Raw genomic sequence first — 14,979 nt, 5'->3', positions numbered from 1 at the left:
CGCAAAGGGTTAAGGCATGAATTCACCGCAATTGATTGGCAAAGTATATTTAGTGGGTGCAGGCCCCGGGGATGTGGGGCTACTGACGGTGCGTGCCAAGACGCTGCTGGAGTGGGCAGATGTGGTGCTCTACGATGCTCTGATTAGTCCCGAAATTCTCGACTTGATTAACCCCCAAGCGGAAAAGATTCATGTGGGCAAGCGGCGAGGCAACCACACCCTCTCTCAGACTGAGATTTGCCACTTGTTGATTGACCTAGCACAGCGCCATGCAGTAATTGTGCGCCTGAAGGGGGGCGATCCCTTTGTCTTTGGCCGCGGCGGCGAAGAGTGTCTTGCCCTTGTCGAGGCTGGCATTACTGTGGAAGTGGTGCCGGGGGTCACCAGTGGGGTGGCTGCACCTGCCTATGCGCACATTCCCCTCACCCATCGGGATTTTAGTTCTTCGGTGGTTTTTGTCACGGGCCATGAGGCCGCTGGTCGCTATCAACCGCGCGTCAATTGGTCGGCTCTGGCTACGGCGGTGGATACGATTGTGATTTACATGGGACTCCACCATCTGGGGGAAATTGTGCCGCAACTGCTGGCAGGGGGGCGATCGCCCCAGACCCCCTTGGCCTTTATTGAATCAGGGACAACACCGCAACAACGGGTGGTGGTGACAACCCTAGAGCGAGCGATCGCCACCTATGACGAGGCACAGATTCAAACGCCTGCTTTGATTGTCATTGGTGAGGTCATTCACCTGCGCTCCCAGTTAATGGGAAGTCTCCACCAGATCTGAAGGAGCAGGTTCAGGTTCTAGGGGCAGTGACAGCATCGCCCGCTCTAAATAGGGCAATAGCTTACGTCGTGTTTGATCCAGAGAATAGGCAAGACGGATATTTTCTCTGGTGAGTAGGCCTAACACCCGTTGTGGGTTGTGGCGATCGACTACGGGCAACTGCCTTAAATCCCGCGCTGCCATGCGATCGAGGGCGTCCTTCAGGGGTTCATCACCATAGGCCAGTAACAAGTCTCGCGTACAGACACTCCCCACCGTTTGCGTTTGATAGGCGCTTGTTTCCTGATCCGCTTCCCAACGGGTCAGCACCCGATTAATATCCCCAAGGGTGACCAACCCCATCAAGTCCTGCTGACTATCAGTCACAAAGGCACAGTAGGCTTTTTTTTCAATCAGTTGCAAGCCAGCTTCGACCACAGGCGTTGCTTCGCTAAGCAACAGCACCTCCAATTGCATGGCTTCGGCCACAGAAAGATTGGGGGGACTTTCCTCCTGCTCCTCCTTGTGGGTCTGAGCGCTGGGTGCCAATGCGGGCAGCTCGCCCCGTTTTTGAACACTCAAACTATTCACCAGCCAGACACTCAAGCCCACCGCTGCCATCAAAGGCAAAATAATGCGATAGTCCCGCGTCATTTCAAAGAGCAGCAAAATGGCGGTTAAGGGGGCATTGACGCTAGCGGCAAGGACGGCAGCCATTCCCACGGTTGCGTAGGCGGCAGGAGCAGCAATACTGTTGGCAAACATCGGTAGCAGGATGGGCAACACTTTACCATAGGCGGCACCAAGGGAGGCTCCCAAAAAGAGTGCCGGTGCAAAGATGCCCCCCACCAGACCACTGCCTAGACTCATTGCTGTTAAGACCATCTTGGCGAGTAACAATATCAACAGCAAACCAAGGGAAAAATTCACATCTCTGAGAATCGCTTCCACCGTTTCATAGCCAATTCCCAGCACTTGTGGCAAATACAGAGCAACAAGGCCAACGCAGAGGCCACCCACCAAGGGACGCAGCAGTAGGGGAATACGACCTAAAAACTGCATGGGCGGAATCTTCCCCTGAAAAGCTTGGGGGAGCCACTGAAGTAACTGAGTATAAGCAATGGCAACGCCGTAGGCCAATAGTCCCAAGCCCAAATACAAGGGCAACTCAAGGGAACTGCGTACTTCATAGGCCGGCAGATCAAAGGCGGGTTGTGATCCCAAACCAATTTGGGTAATCAGGGCAGAAATCACAGCGGCCAAAAGCACCACACTCACAGCCGTTGTTTCAAATGTGGTTCCCAAGACCACCTCTAGGGCAAAGAACACACCAGCGATCGGGGCATTGAAGCCTGCTGCTAAACCTGCCGCTGCCCCTGCACCGAGGAGTAACTTTTGCCGTTCTCGGGAAACCTTCAGTGCTTGACCAAGGAGAATGCCGATGTTGGCGCCCACTTCCACACTGGGGCCTTCTGGACCAAGGGACGCACCTGTACCAAGGGAAATCGCCGCCGCAAGGGTTTTGGCAATGGGGCGAATGAAGGGAATTTCCTTGCCCGCTTCTACAGCACCCATCAATGACATCAGGTTGGGACTAAAGTCTTGCACAAACCAGCGGATGATCCCCACCAGCAAGCCCCCTAGGGCAGGAACACAGGCCAATGTCCAAGCGCCCAATTGACCCATCAGCCCCATCAAGTCTTCAAGGGCAATGTGATGAATCGTTTCAATCAGATAACGAAACAGCAGCACACTGAGGCCAGCACTGCCACCAATAAGCACCGCCAAAACTAGCACGACCGTTTCTGGGGGCGGTTGCAATTGATTGAAAAGACGAGTGAGGCGAGATTCAGCAGCAAAAAGGGGGGAGAGGGAGGACACTGGTGGAAAAAATTTGCCTGAAGCGGGATAGCTCTAACTCAATTATGCGCAATTTCCAGTGGAGACGCTAAAAGGGCAAAATTTGCGGCGTGATACGATAAAAGTAAGGATGTAGCCACCACAATAAGGCGACAAAGATTGCCACTCCCCCATAGGCGGAGCGCAAAAATTCTTGCCACACCAGTTGTTGCTTGCCCTGCAAAATGGCTTTGAAGGGAATGATTGAAGTGCGGGCTTTCAGAGCAGTAAACGCTTCTCCATGCCGTGCGTACCAGCGGCGATCGCCATGCCAAACCCCAAAGCAGTGATGGGCAATCAGACCAAGGGAGGTCAGCAGTGTAAAGGACGTGCCCAACCACAGGGTATGCGCCACACACCAGATCACCTGCCCCCATAACTGCGGGTGGCGGGTAATGCGAATCATCCCCGTTTCGTAGAGGTGCACGTCTGGCTTTTGCACAGCGGCAATCTCTAGCAAGTTAAATGTGGCCGGATAAAGAAAGAGAAACGAGATCGCCGATAGCCCCCACACGAGCGCACCCATCCCCGGTACTCCTTGGAGTTGCCACAGTTGCACGCCGTCGTAGCGGTGGGCCAAAAAGTAGAGAATCAAGATTGTCGCTAAGGGCAGACTCACTAGGACGAAAAAAATGCGATAAAGGCGGGCACCCACACGCTTTTCTGCCCAAGGACGTAAGCTTGCCAATCCACTGTGGGCGATCGCAAACAAGAGCAATAGCCCCACCATGATCCACTGCGAACTGGTTTGCCAACTGTGGTGCTCCACGCCAATCTGCTCCCCACGATTGAGACCATTTCCTATAATCCCAAAGGGCAAGTTGTAAAGCAATGTAAATGAGGAGAAAATTCCAACCTATAGGTTATAGTCAGGGCGTTGAGGGCATCCCACCGAGTGTATGTTCAATTGGCTTGATCGCCTTGAAAACCGCCGTCTATTGCGTCTCCTGCTCCTATTTGCCCTTGGTTGGGTGGGGGTACAGCTTCTACAATACTTTGCCTACGTTTTACTGATTTTTCTTTTTGCTGCCATTTTGGCCTTTTTACTCAACTACCCAGTGCGTTGGCTCAAGCGCTACCTGCCCCATGGTTTTGCCGTTACCGCGGTGTTTCTTGGGACGTTGGCACTGTTAATTGGCTTAGGGATTACGCTGGGCTTGGCCATTATTGGCCAGTTTCAAGAATTAATCACCAGTTTACCCAGCCAAATTGATCTGTGGATTGACTCCCTAGAGAGGATGGAGCAATTTCTGGAGCAATGGAATTTAGAGATTAATTTTCAGCAACTGGAGTCAGAATTGCGCAACTTTGCCCTTGCGGGGCTTCAGTTTGGCTTCGGGAAGCTCCAAGCTATCTTTGCTCTTTTTGTAGGGGGAATTATTGTTGCTGTGATTACCTTCTTCATGCTGCTAGAGGGGGAACGGCTGTGGCAGTATCTATTGAGCTTTTTGCCCGATCCATGGCGCGATCGCGTGCCCCAAGCCCTAGAGCGCAACTTTTTGGGCTTCTTTAGCGGTCGTTTGCTCCTGTCCTTATTCTTTGGCACAGGCACCTTCATCGTGCTCTTAGTGTTACGTGCGCCCTACGCCCTTGCCCTAGCGGCGATCGCCGGCGGCTTCGATCTGGTGCCGGGCATTGGCTCAACCATTGGCATTTCCCTCGTGTGCCTCATTCTTTTGCCCAAGGGTGTTGCCCTCAGCCTCCAAGTGCTCATCAGTTGTATTCTGCTGCAACAGGTGGAGGAAAATATCCTGATGCCACGGGTCATGCGCAACTCCGTCAACCTCAATCCCGTTGTTTTATTTTTTGCTCTCTTGGTGGGGGCAACGGTTGCGGGAATTGTCGGTGTCTTCCTTGCCATTCCGATTACGGGTACCATTGTCAGCTTGTGGGATCTCAAGGCCTTGCAGGCCGGTAGTGGGGATCCCCCTCAATCCTCGTCCTAGGGTTGCGATCGCGCCCATCCCCTTGATATACTAGGCAAGCTGATTAAGTTGCCCTCGGCACATCAGTGTATTTTTTGCACATTTTTGGTTGGACACCATCATCACTGTAGGTTGGGTATAGTTGCATGGCTCGATATCGTGGCCCTCGTTTGAGAATTGTCCGTCGTCTGGGTGAACTAGCTGGTCTCACCCGCAAAGCCCCCAAGCGGAGCTATCCCCCCGGTCAACACGGCCAAGCCCGCAAAAAGCGTTCGGAATACGCCCTGCGCCTTGACGAGAAGCAAAAACTTCGCTTCAACTACGGGGTCTCGGAGCGGCAACTAGTGCGCTATGTGCGCAAAGCCCGTCGCGTGAGTGGTTCCACGGGGCAAACCCTCCTACAGTTGTTGGAAATGCGGCTGGATAACACCGTTTTCCGCCTTGGGATGGCACCGACGATTCCAGCAGCTCGCCAGCTCGTCAATCATGGCCATATTTTAGTGAATGGTCGCCCTGTTTCCATTCCTAGCTATCAGTGCCGTCCCGGCGATGTCATTACTGTCCGCGATAACGAGCGATCGCGCCGTTTAGTGGAAACCAACCTCCAAAATCCCGGCCTTGCCAATATCCCCAGCCACTTGGAGCTAGATAAAAGCACCTTGACCGGCAGAGTCACTGGTATTGTGGAACGGCAGTGGGTTGCCCTCGAAGTTAACGAACTCCTCGTGGTTGAGTACTACTCCCGCAAAGTCTAGCCTATCGCCACCTTCCCTATGGCAGAAGCTTATCTTCTGGAAAAACTCCGCACCGTCGAGCAAACCTTTACGGAACTTACCCGTCGCTTGGCGGATCCTGATGTGGCGGTCAACCCAACCGAATTTCAGAAAGTGGCTCGCTCCCGTGCTGCCCTAGAGGAGACGGTGAATGCCTACCACGAATGGCAGTCCCTCAATCAGCAACTGGTGGATGCTCGCCAACTGCTTAAAGAAGCGGTTAATGAACCCGAACTACGGCAAATGGCTGAAGAAGAAGTCGCTGATCTCAGCCGCCGCATTGCTGAACTGGAAGAACGCCTAAAAATTCTGCTCCTGCCCCGTGATCCCAATGATGAAAAAAACATCATGCTAGAAATTCGTGCTGGTGCTGGCGGTGATGAAGCGGGGATTTGGGCAGGGGATTTGGTGCGGATGTATTCCCGCTATGCCAAAAGCCAGGGGTGGCAAGTGAGCTTAGTCAGTGAATCTCTTGCCGAAATGGGGGGCTTCAAGGAAGCCATCTTGGAAATTAAGGGCGATCGCGTCTATAGCAAGCTGAAGTTTGAATCCGGTGTCCATCGCGTGCAGCGGGTACCTGTTACCGAGGCGGGGGGACGAGTTCACACCTCTACGGCCACCGTGGCGGTGATGCCCGAAGTGGACGAAGTGGAAGTAGAAATTGATCCTAAGGATATTGAACTTACCACCGCGCGATCGGGGGGCGCCGGTGGCCAAAACGTCAACAAAGTGGAAACAGCCGTTGACCTCTACCACAAACCGACAGGAATTCGCGTCTTTTGCACCGAAGAGCGCAGCCAATTGAAAAATAAAGAGCGGGCGTTCCAGATTCTCCGAGCCAAACTCTATGAAATGAAGCTGCGGGAACAGCAAGAGGCCATTACCTCCATGCGCCGCTCGCAAGTGGGTACGGGCGATCGCTCCGAAAAAATCCGTACCTACAACTACAAAGACGATCGTGTCACCGATCACCGCTTGGGACAAAACTTTAGCCTCAGCAGTGTTCTAGAAGGGGATTTAGAGCCGATTATCCAAGCCTGCATTAGCCGTGATCAGCAGGAACAACTGGCGCAACTGGCTGCCGAACAAGCCTAGGAGGATGAAATGACCAAATTTGTGGCTTGGGGACGCTACTGTGAGGATGTCCTCGAACGGCGTACCCCCCATCGTCAAGTCCACCTCGACGGCCTCGCGGCTCAAAAAGCCCAAGGGGTACTTGTGACCATTGGCCCTACGAAAGACCTGCGCTACTTTTTTGCCATTTATGAGGCGGATAGCGAAGAGACCGTGCGCCAATTGATTGAAAACGACCCCTACTGGCAGCATCAAGTGTGGACAGAGTACAGCATTCATGAGTGGATCCAAGCCCTCTAAGGATGAGGGCAGATCCGAAACTCACTTAGGGCGCAAGGGCATTGCCCCGCATCAAGCTGCCAATCGTTTTTGCCGTAATTTTCAACTGCACTAAGGGATTGGCCGGCACAACCGTCTTGTAGAGGTAGCTATCGAAGGTGAGCTTCTGGACGTCAATATCACTGCACATCTCCACAAAAGCCTCACGGGTGGCATCGGAGCGATAAAAGACCCGTTGCAGCAGATCTAACACTAGGTACGTCATGCCATAGGCTTTGTCCCAGCGTTTCAGGTAGAGCTTGAGATCTGCTTCCGTAGGGATACGGCGACCGCTGTTGGAGGTCTCGACAATGGTTTCAGCACACATGCGGGCGGATTTGGCGGCAAAGTAAATGCCTTCCCCAGAGGATTTGGTGACAGTACCCGCAGCATCCCCCACAAGAGCCACGCGACCGACTACCCGCCGAGGCCGAGGATGCTCAGGAATCGGGTGGGCTTCCACTTTAATAATTTGCCCCCCTTCCAGTTTGGCAGCCGCGCGGGCGCGGATTCCCGCTTGCAACTCCCGAATGCGGTCTTTGTTGACCTTCATGGTGCCGGTGCCCACGGCGACATGGTCATATTTCGGGAAAACCCATGCATAGAAGTCAGGGGACACGTCATCCCCCACGTACATTTCTGCCAACTCGTTGTAGTAGGCCATTTTGTCCTCAGGCAGGCGAATCCGCTCCTGATAGGCAATGGCGTAGTTGTAATCGCCGGCATCAATTTCCTTGGCAATGCGGGAATTTGCCCCATCGGCACCAATCACCATATCCACTTCAAGGGTCTGAGCTGTGCCATCCTCTTGGACATAGTGGAGGGTGTAGGGCTGATCGCTGGTGGTAGGCTGCTCCAGCTTAAAGACAGTGCCATTGATCAAGTTGGCGCCCAAATCCGCTGCCCGATTGCGCATAAAGCTATCGAGGACTTCGCGGCGGCACATACCGATATACTCGTGGTCTTTGAGGGTATGGCCAATGTTCACCTCGATGTTGGAAGGGGAAATCATTTTCATTTTGCGCACGCGGCGATCAATGATTTCTGGAGGCAAGTCAAATTCACTGACCATGCACAGGGGGATCGCACCGCCACAGGGCTTGGCATTGTCTAATTTACGTTCAAAGAGATAGGTCTGGATTCCGGCTTTGGCTAAGGTTTCGGCGGCTGAGGAACCCGCTGGACCACCACCGACCACTGCTACCCGAAGTGACAACGGACGACTCCCAATTTTAGCTAACAAACAACAGTTTGGATACTATCACAGCAATTTTTTGTCTTCAAGGATTTAATCCCGAAAAGCCGCATCTGTAACAGTTTTCAACATTTGGCCGTCTCTGATCCGCTAGGATAGATCCACCTAATTGATTCAGAATTGATCCAGTGTGCGGACTGTAGCGGAAGTTACCCAATTTGTCTCTCGCGGTCGAGAATGGTATCATTTGCGAGGTTGTACAATTTACACCATTTCCCAGAGAAGTTTAAGGTAGGGCATTCACATGGCATCGTCTCCTGTTGCGCCCGTTGTTTTGATGATTTTGGATGGCTGGGGCTATCGCGAAGAGACCTATGGTAATGCGATCGCGCTCGCTCATACACCAGTCATGGATAGTTTGTGGCAAGTCTACCCCCACACATTGATTTACACCTCTGGGAAGGCAGTGGGACTCCCCAAGGGCCAAATGGGTAACTCCGAGGTGGGGCACTTAAATATCGGTGCCGGGCGCATTGTTCCCCAAGAGTTGGTGCGCATTTCCGATGCCGTCGAAGATGGCAGCCTCTTTAGCAATCCCGTCCTTGTTAAGCTCTGCCAAACCGTGAAGGAGCGCAAGGGCAAGCTGCATTTTATCGGTCTGTGTTCTGCTGGTGGGGTGCATTCCCACATTGATCACCTCTACGGCTTGGTGGAACTGGCCAAGCGCCATGAGTTACCCGCCTGTATTCATGCCATTACCGATGGTCGCGATACCCCGCCCCGCGATGCAGCAGGTGTCCTTGAGGAATTGGAGCAACGCCTGAAAGCCATCGGCTGCGGACGAATTGTGACGGTGAGTGGTCGCTACTATGCCATGGATCGCGATCGCCGTTGGGATCGTACCGAGGCGGCCTACCGCGTCATGACCAGCAATGGGAATATTCAACCCCTGCGGGCGGTGGATGTGGCCAGTAAGTCCTATGCCCAAGATATTGGCGATGAATTTATTGTGCCCACGCGCATTGCTGAAGGAGCTGTTGAACCCGGCGATGGCGTGGTGTTCTTTAATTTCCGTCCCGATCGCGCCCGCCAACTCACCCAAGCCTTTATTGACCCTGACTTTAGCGGCTTTGAACGGACGCTAATTACACCGCTGGAATACGTGACCTTCACCCAATACGATGCCAACTTTAACTGTGGTGTCGCCTTCCCGCCCCAAAACCTCAATCATATCCTTGGGGAAGTGATTGCCGAGCATGGCCTGAAGCAACTGCGGGCAGCGGAAACGGAAAAATATGCCCACGTCACTTATTTCTTTAATGGTGGCCTTGAGGAACCCTTCGCCGGTGAAGATCGCATTCTCATCCCCAGTCCAATGGTGGCCACCTACGATCAAGCCCCGGCCATGTCTGCCCTCGCCGTAACAGAAGCGGTTAAGGAGGCCATTGAGAAACAGGAATATGCCCTAATTGTAGTTAACTTTGCTAACCCCGATATGGTGGGGCACACGGGGCAGTTGGCGGCAACAATTCAAGCCATTGAAACTGTGGATCGCTGTGTAGGCGTATTGGTGGAAGCAACGACAAAAGTGGGGGGCACGCTGCTGATCACTGCTGATCATGGCAATGCTGAGTACATGATTGATGAAGACGGCAACCCCTGGACGGCTCACACCACCAACCCTGTTCCCTTCATCTTGGTGGAAGGGGAGAAACGCAAAATCCCCGGCCATGGCACAGATGTCACCCTGCGGCAGGATGGTTGCCTCGCCGATATTGCACCGACCATTCTGGAAATTTTGGGGCTGCCTCAACCCCCTGAGATGACCGGGCGATCGCTGATTGTCAGTGCCCCCTATGAAACGCGCCTCAATCGCACCCCCATCTCTGTGAAGGTCTAAGGGCTTTCTCAGTCAGAGAGCAGCGGCACAAAGTTTTGACAACTCCCCGACCTTATGGGGATTCAGGAGATAAAGATGCTCCTTGGGGCCGCCAAAGCCCCTCTAGACACTCTGGCAAAGCCTTCGTGCTTACTTTTCCTTCCAATGTTCCAAGCCCCGTTGCAGTCCACGTTAAATTGATATTTGGCCTTTTGCTGGTTATACCACTGGTTGATGCTTTTCAGTTTCTTGCCGTTCATCAAAAAGGACGCCCCAGTCGTCTTCGTGGCTACTCAAACCCCGTATTTGGTTCTTCTGAGTGACATACATTTTGCGCTCCCTGCAACACCATTGTTGTAGAGAATAGGGAAGACTTCTATTGGCGGTTATCCCTCTCTGCTCTAAAGTCTAGGGTTTCTCGGAGGTGTTTGATGATTTTTCATTTTGCTGCCCATGTTGAGGGTAATGCCCAAATTGAATTGGTATTAGAACAATGTTTTTTCGGGTTGCCCTTTGATCCGCTGCTCTAGCCATGCTTGGCGATAGGTGAGTTCTAATTCATTGCCAGTGCGACGAAAAATTTGTGCCTGCTGCAAAAGAAAAGCTTGAAAGAGCCGCTGAAAGGCGAGGGCAATGATCGCCACCACCAAGCCAGAGGCGGTACTAATTAAGGCCTCACTAATTCCGAGACCCACGCCCATGGTTGCAGGTGTGCCAATATCCCCCAAGCGAATTGAACTGAGGGCACTAATCAGACCTAACACCGTTCCCAACAAACCCAGTAGAGGTGCCATCGTAATCGTTGCTTCTAAGACCTTTTCTCCCCGCCGCATGGCACTTAGTTCCTCATCAGCCGCAGCCTCTAAAGCTAGGCGAAAGATTTCTGGGTTGGTGTCAATCAGTTGTAAAGGAGTGTAGAGGAAGCGACCAATGGGTTGGTCACAGGCATTTGCTGCTAATTCAATGGCTTCCTGCCAATCGTGGCGAGCGGCATCCAGAATCTGCTCGGCCAGTTTCGTCTCTCCCCGAAAAACAATACTCCAAAACCAAAGCCGCTCAAAAATGGTGCCTAAGGTCAAGATCGAGAGAATCAGTAGTGGCCACATGGCCAAGCCACCACGGTTAAAAATTTCAGCGATATTCACGATCAGTTCCCTGTCAGAGCATCCGACGTTTAGTATAGTCCAGCCGGTAGCCGCAATTGTTTCCCAAATTCTAGCGAACCGTGCGGCCAAGGGTCTTGAACCACCATTTTTGATGCCCCGTCTAAATAGAGGATTACGTTAATGGAGTGATACCTCGCATGAGTGTATCTTTACCCCTATCAGCGGCAACGGCATCAACGGATATTGTGACCCGACCCCAAGTGATCGATCCCGATCGGCGGATTATTGAGCAGTGCCTTTCCGGGCATCCAAATGGGTTTCGGGAACTCTATCAACGGCATCAACAACGGGTGCGATCGCTCCTGTTTCAGTTGTGCGGTGCGGTTGCCCTTGACGATTTGGTGCAGGAGGTTTTCTTGCGGGCATGGAAGGGGCTAAGGGGTCTCAAACATGAGGCAAAGTTTTCGACATGGCTCTATCGGATTGCTTGGAATGTCGCCTGTGACTATCGCCGCCAACTGGCAACGCGTAAGGCTCGACATCAACAATACCTTTACCAGCATGAGCCACTTACCCCTGGACTCGATCTACGGCAATTGCACTATGAAGATCTGGTACAGCGAGGGCTAGCCACATTGCCCATAGAATACCGCAGTGTCCTAGTCATGCATGATCTCCAAGGCTTGCCCCAAAAGGAAATTGCTGAAATTCTGCGAATTCCAGTGGGTACTGTTAAATCCCGTCTCTTTCGTGCCCGTGGCACATTGCGGACTTACTTTACCGAAGCTGGAGTCAGCCTATGAAACGTGAACCCCCACCTGCGGAGGATGTACCTTTGGTTCAGTTTTTGCAGACCTATGCGGGAACGCCCCCGCCACCACCCCCCCATTTGGAGCAGCGCATTGTCCAAGCCGCTTTGCATCAACATCAACTGAGTAAGCGACGCTGGCAGGTCGTGTCTCTTTTGGGGGCTGGCGCGATCGCCACCGCCATCAGTGTTTGGTTTCTCAAACCCTCAACTCAAGTGGCACAGCAGACTTCCCCAGATGCGGTGGAAACCTTCATCAAGACCAATTGGCAAGCGATGTTCTACGATACGGAACCCGCAGTCTTTGACTAGTTTGATCTAACTTTCTCTTGTAAAATTTCTGACAAAGGAGAACACAGCTATGTTGAAAAAATCTTTGGCGGCGCTTCTTGTATGTGGTAGCCTCAGCCCCCTAGTGGCGATCGCTCCCCCGACCTTAGCTGACCCCGGTTATGGCGGATCTCGCTCGGGAGCCAATCTGGACAACCTAAATCTCACACCTGAGCAGCGGCAACGTTTGCAAGCCGTGCGGCAACAATACCAAGGCCAAATGGAGCAAACTCGCAACCAACTGCGCACCGCCAAGGCAGAACTGCGGCAAATGATGAGTGGCAATGCCTCTGAGGAGCAAATCCGCAGTAAGTATCAGCAAGTGCGCCAACTAGAAAATCAACTGGCTTCCCTCCGCTTTGAAAGCATGCTAGCGATGCGGAGCATTCTCACACCACAACAACGACAAGCCTTGGCTGCTCAAATGCAGCAGCGGGGTCCGGGCAATCGCCCCATGAAACCCCAGCAGTAACCTAATTAAATTTCGTCAACTCTCTAAGGCTCTAAGGAGTTCATGACTTTCCTAGGTGCGGGACAGCGGATCCTGCACTTTTTTGTTGATGAGCAGATCGAGGATCTCGGTGGCAGCGCGATCGACCACACCGGGAGTTCCCATGGCAGCTCGCATCTCTCGGTAGCCTGCCTGCATGGCTAGGCGTTTTTCAGGATGATCCAATAGTGCAAGAGCAGCAGCCGTAATGTTGGCAACAGTGGCTCGTTCTTGGAGGAGTTCGGGAACGATTTCTCTACCCACCAGTAAGTTGGGAGGTGACACAAACTTGAGATCAAATTTCAAGAAGCGCTGATAAAGCCACAAACTTAGGGGATGAACGCGGTAGATCACCACTTGGGGCACATTCAAAAGCGCGGTTTCTAAATTCACCGTGCCGGATTTGGCGATCGCCAGATCTGCTGCCGCTAGGACTTGCAGGGAGTCTTCAGCAAATGTGACACGAATGGGGTATTCCTTGAGAACTGCTTCAATGGCTGGACGATACTGCCGCAGAGACAGGGGTAACCAAAAGCGGGCGTGGGGATAGGCTTGGGCAATATTTGTGGCAGCGCCCAAAATCAATGGTAAAAGGGACTTGATTTCCTGTTTGCGGGACAAGGGCAAAAGGGCGATCGCCAGCTCATCGGCAGCAATGCCCAAACTTTGGCGGGCCACTTCACGACTGGGAGCCGCAGCAATGCGATCCAAGAGGGGGTGCCCCACCCAAACCACATTGGCACCATGACGGCGGTAATAGGTCGCTTCTTCTGGGAAAATCGCAATCAGGCGATCGCTGAGGGCAACAATTTGCCGAGTGGCCTTCAAACTATGGGACCAGACCCACTCTTGGGGAGCGATGTAGTAAACCATCGGCACAGAAAAGTGCTTGCGGATAAACCGCCCCATGGCCACATTACCGCCAATGTAGTCAATCAAAACTACCAGATCAGGCGGGTGCTGTCGTAGATAGCGGCGGGCTTTGAGTTGGAGCGCGATCGTGGGCTTGATCAATGGTAGGGCTTCTAGTAGCCCCACAGAGCCAATGCTCCCGGTATTAAAGAGCAACTTTGCACCAGCGGCAGCCATGCGATCGCCCCCAAGGGCAGAAATTTCAAGGGAAATCCCCCGCTCTGCGGCCAAGCGATAGAGTGCCTTGATCAACAGGGCACCCTGCAAATCCCCGGAGACCTCCCCTGTACTAATGAACACATGCGCCATGCTTAGCCCCGCACTGCCGCCACTGGTTGACAGAGTTGATCAGCAAATTCCTGTTCGGTAGCGGCCATTTCCCGCACGGCTGCGGCCATGATCTCAGGCATTGATTGCCCCGCTGCATATTGAGCCAGCCATTGCTGGGCAGTATTTCCCTGTCGCAGGAGTTTCTTGATCGGGGCGAGAAAGCAGCTAAAGCCCTGGGCTTTGGCGATCGGCCAAACCTCTTCATACAGTTCAGCGACCCAAGCGGCTGCTGTCAGTTGCCGGCGATCGCGCCAATGGGTCAGCACGGCCTCTAGACTACTTTTTGCAGCCAGCTGCTCATTGTCATCTGCTAATTGTGCCAGCATTTCGCCATCGCCCCAGCGCAGAGGGTCAAGGTCAGGGGTATCGAGCAATTGCAGGAGTCGTGCCTCTAGGAGAGCGGTAATCGCCAGTAGGGCAATGGGATCCGTGACTAGATCACAAATGCGCAGCTCAAGACGATTGAGATCATAGGGCCGGCGATCGCCATTGGGGCGAACGGAACTCCACAAATGCCGCACATTTTGCATTGTGCCGAGTTGGAGTTGCTGCTCTGTCCACTCAATAAAATGGCCATGGCTGGTAAATAGGGGCACTTGCGGGGGTGTTTTGGGAAAGATTGCCCAACGGGTGGAGTGATAGCCCGTCACCTTGCCGTCGAGAAACGGTGAAGCAGCACTTAGTGCCAGAAACAGGGGTGCCTCCAGCCGCACCAGCCGACAGGCACGGATCAACTCTTCTGGATCCCGCAGGCCAATGTTGATGTGGACACTGGCGGTGACAACCCGTGTGCCATAGGTTTGCTCAATGTAGGTGTGGTAGGGATTCTGGGGGTCAGAGCGATAAAAGTGTTGAGTATCCCCTAGACTCAGCGTACTACCGGGAACCAGCGTTAAATCCCCCAAAGATTGCAGATAAGCGCGCAGCCGAAAGCGGGGTCGCAGCAGGTCACAGAGGGCTTGGTCATAGAGAAGCACAGGGGGGGTTGTAAATTCGACATTGCGGCTATCGGGTTCACGTACAAACCCCGGCAAGTCTCTCACAATGCGATCCGATAGTCCCACAATCTCGCCCGTGGGTTTACCCGTATAGAGTTCAACCTCAAACCCCTTTGACAGCATGGTATCCCCTTGATGAACTTGGGTCAGCAGGCAACCCCGCGTAGATTGGGAAGTTT

Annotated in this window: 15 protein-coding genes; 9 read left to right on the top strand and 6 right to left on the bottom strand. The window is 53.2% G+C overall.

All coding sequences use genetic code 11. The annotated features are described in order from the left end of the window. Positions 1 to 16: 16 nt before the first annotated feature. Positions 17 to 784 carry a uroporphyrinogen-III C-methyltransferase gene (cobA, locus tag NBE99_RS03250; protein WP_250683071.1) on the top strand — a complete coding sequence of 256 codons (768 nt, stop codon included), beginning with the start codon at positions 17 to 19 and terminating at the stop codon, positions 782 to 784. On the opposite strand, the gene NBE99_RS03245 is transcribed toward cobA, so the two are convergent. Together NBE99_RS03245 and NBE99_RS03240 are read right to left on the bottom strand one after the other, a co-directional pair. Next, positions 758 to 2,644 (bottom strand): chloride channel protein, encoded by a 1,887-nt coding sequence (locus NBE99_RS03245; RefSeq protein ID WP_250683070.1) that lies wholly within the window; start codon positions 2,642 to 2,644, stop codon positions 758 to 760. The two genes, cobA and NBE99_RS03245, sit on opposite strands and share 27 nt — an antisense overlap. 67 nt (positions 2,645 to 2,711) lie before the next feature. Continuing rightward, the gene (locus tag NBE99_RS03240; RefSeq protein ID WP_250683683.1) at positions 2,712 to 3,392 is read right to left on the bottom strand and encodes an NnrU family protein; all 681 of its coding nucleotides are present in this window, start codon (positions 3,390 to 3,392) and stop codon (positions 2,712 to 2,714) included. A gap of 169 nt (positions 3,393 to 3,561) precedes the next feature. Between NBE99_RS03240 and NBE99_RS03235 the strand changes: the two genes are divergently transcribed. The 4 genes from NBE99_RS03235 to NBE99_RS03220 all read left to right on the top strand — a co-directional run bounded on the left by NBE99_RS03235 (position 3,562) and on the right by NBE99_RS03220 (position 6,734). Beyond that, positions 3,562 to 4,608, top strand: a complete 1,047-nt coding sequence (locus tag NBE99_RS03235) for an AI-2E family transporter (protein WP_250683069.1) — start codon at positions 3,562 to 3,564, stop codon at positions 4,606 to 4,608. Between the two features lie 125 nt (positions 4,609 to 4,733). Continuing rightward, the gene (gene rpsD / locus NBE99_RS03230) at positions 4,734 to 5,342 is read left to right on the top strand and encodes a 30S ribosomal protein S4 (RefSeq protein ID WP_250683068.1); all 609 of its coding nucleotides are present in this window, start codon (positions 4,734 to 4,736) and stop codon (positions 5,340 to 5,342) included. An 18-nt stretch (positions 5,343 to 5,360) separates the two neighbouring features. Then, positions 5,361 to 6,455 carry a peptide chain release factor 1 gene (gene prfA, locus NBE99_RS03225; protein WP_250683067.1) on the top strand — a complete coding sequence of 365 codons (1,095 nt, stop codon included), beginning with the start codon at positions 5,361 to 5,363 and terminating at the stop codon, positions 6,453 to 6,455. A 9-nt stretch (positions 6,456 to 6,464) separates the two neighbouring features. Next, positions 6,465 to 6,734, top strand: a complete 270-nt coding sequence (locus tag NBE99_RS03220; RefSeq protein ID WP_250683066.1) for a YciI family protein — start codon at positions 6,465 to 6,467, stop codon at positions 6,732 to 6,734. A 25-nt stretch (positions 6,735 to 6,759) separates the two neighbouring features. Here the strand turns inward: NBE99_RS03220 and chlP are convergent, their stop codons facing one another. After that, positions 6,760 to 7,968: a geranylgeranyl reductase gene (gene chlP, locus NBE99_RS03215; RefSeq protein ID WP_250683065.1), complete on the bottom strand. Its 1,209-nt coding sequence runs from the start codon at positions 7,966 to 7,968 to the stop codon at positions 6,760 to 6,762. A 283-nt stretch (positions 7,969 to 8,251) separates the two neighbouring features. On the opposite strand from chlP, the gene gpmI reads away from it, so the two are divergent. Next, a complete protein-coding gene (gpmI, locus tag NBE99_RS03210; protein ID WP_250683064.1) occupies positions 8,252 to 9,847 on the top strand; it encodes a 2,3-bisphosphoglycerate-independent phosphoglycerate mutase in 1,596 nt (531 codons plus the stop codon). 464 nt (positions 9,848 to 10,311) lie between these two features. Here the strand turns inward: gpmI and NBE99_RS03205 are convergent, their stop codons facing one another. Then, positions 10,312 to 10,971, bottom strand: a complete 660-nt coding sequence (locus tag NBE99_RS03205) for a MotA/TolQ/ExbB proton channel family protein (protein ID WP_250683063.1) — start codon at positions 10,969 to 10,971, stop codon at positions 10,312 to 10,314. Positions 10,972 to 11,129: 158 nt separating this feature from the next. On the opposite strand from NBE99_RS03205, the gene NBE99_RS03200 reads away from it, so the two are divergent. The 3 genes from NBE99_RS03200 to NBE99_RS03190 are packed head-to-tail and all read left to right on the top strand — an operon-like array spanning position 11,130 to position 12,542. Then, positions 11,130 to 11,735 (top strand): sigma-70 family RNA polymerase sigma factor, encoded by a 606-nt coding sequence (locus NBE99_RS03200; protein WP_250683062.1) that lies wholly within the window; start codon positions 11,130 to 11,132, stop codon positions 11,733 to 11,735. Beyond that, positions 11,732 to 12,052 (top strand): hypothetical protein, encoded by a 321-nt coding sequence (locus NBE99_RS03195; protein WP_250683061.1) that lies wholly within the window; start codon positions 11,732 to 11,734, stop codon positions 12,050 to 12,052. Before NBE99_RS03200 ends, NBE99_RS03195 begins: the two co-directional genes overlap by 4 nt. A gap of 49 nt (positions 12,053 to 12,101) precedes the next feature. Beyond that, a complete protein-coding gene (locus NBE99_RS03190) occupies positions 12,102 to 12,542 on the top strand; it encodes a Spy/CpxP family protein refolding chaperone (RefSeq protein WP_250683060.1) in 441 nt (146 codons plus the stop codon). Between the two features lie 51 nt (positions 12,543 to 12,593). Here the strand turns inward: NBE99_RS03190 and lpxB are convergent, their stop codons facing one another. Continuing rightward, entirely contained in the window at positions 12,594 to 13,781 is a 1,188-nt protein-coding gene (gene lpxB / locus NBE99_RS03185) for a lipid-A-disaccharide synthase (RefSeq protein ID WP_250683059.1), read from the bottom strand. 2 nt (positions 13,782 to 13,783) lie between these two features. Further along, positions 13,784 to 14,923 (bottom strand): glutamate--cysteine ligase, encoded by a 1,140-nt coding sequence (gene gshA / locus NBE99_RS03180; RefSeq protein WP_250683058.1) that lies wholly within the window; start codon positions 14,921 to 14,923, stop codon positions 13,784 to 13,786. Positions 14,924 to 14,979: the final 56 nt, after the last annotated feature.

The sequence above is a fragment of the Thermosynechococcus sp. HN-54 genome (assembly GCF_023650955.1).
GTDB lineage: Bacteria > Cyanobacteriota > Cyanobacteriia > Thermosynechococcales > Thermosynechococcaceae > Thermosynechococcus.
Note: the sequence above shows the minus strand (reverse complement) of the source record. Positions and strands in the feature narration are given on the sequence as shown.

What these genes read in the sequence shown, in the direction of transcription:
- cobA (WP_250683071.1), top strand. Translation starts at nt 17, where the DNA reads ATGAATTCACCGCAATTGATTGGCAAAGTATATTTAGTGGGTGCAGGC.
- NBE99_RS03240 (WP_250683683.1), bottom strand. Translation starts at nt 3,392, where the DNA reads ATGGTGGGGCTATTGCTCTTGTTTGCGATCGCCCACAGTGGATTGGCA.
- NBE99_RS03235 (WP_250683069.1), top strand. Translation starts at nt 3,562, where the DNA reads ATGTTCAATTGGCTTGATCGCCTTGAAAACCGCCGTCTATTGCGTCTC.
- rpsD (WP_250683068.1), top strand. Translation starts at nt 4,734, where the DNA reads ATGGCTCGATATCGTGGCCCTCGTTTGAGAATTGTCCGTCGTCTGGGT.
- prfA (WP_250683067.1), top strand. Translation starts at nt 5,361, where the DNA reads ATGGCAGAAGCTTATCTTCTGGAAAAACTCCGCACCGTCGAGCAAACC.
- NBE99_RS03220 (WP_250683066.1), top strand. Translation starts at nt 6,465, where the DNA reads ATGACCAAATTTGTGGCTTGGGGACGCTACTGTGAGGATGTCCTCGAA.
- gpmI (WP_250683064.1), top strand. Translation starts at nt 8,252, where the DNA reads ATGGCATCGTCTCCTGTTGCGCCCGTTGTTTTGATGATTTTGGATGGC.
- NBE99_RS03200 (WP_250683062.1), top strand. Translation starts at nt 11,130, where the DNA reads ATGAGTGTATCTTTACCCCTATCAGCGGCAACGGCATCAACGGATATT.
- NBE99_RS03195 (WP_250683061.1), top strand. Translation starts at nt 11,732, where the DNA reads ATGAAACGTGAACCCCCACCTGCGGAGGATGTACCTTTGGTTCAGTTT.
- NBE99_RS03190 (WP_250683060.1), top strand. Translation starts at nt 12,102, where the DNA reads ATGTTGAAAAAATCTTTGGCGGCGCTTCTTGTATGTGGTAGCCTCAGC.
- lpxB (WP_250683059.1), bottom strand. Translation starts at nt 13,781, where the DNA reads ATGGCGCATGTGTTCATTAGTACAGGGGAGGTCTCCGGGGATTTGCAG.
- gshA (WP_250683058.1), bottom strand. Translation starts at nt 14,923, where the DNA reads ATGCTGTCAAAGGGGTTTGAGGTTGAACTCTATACGGGTAAACCCACG.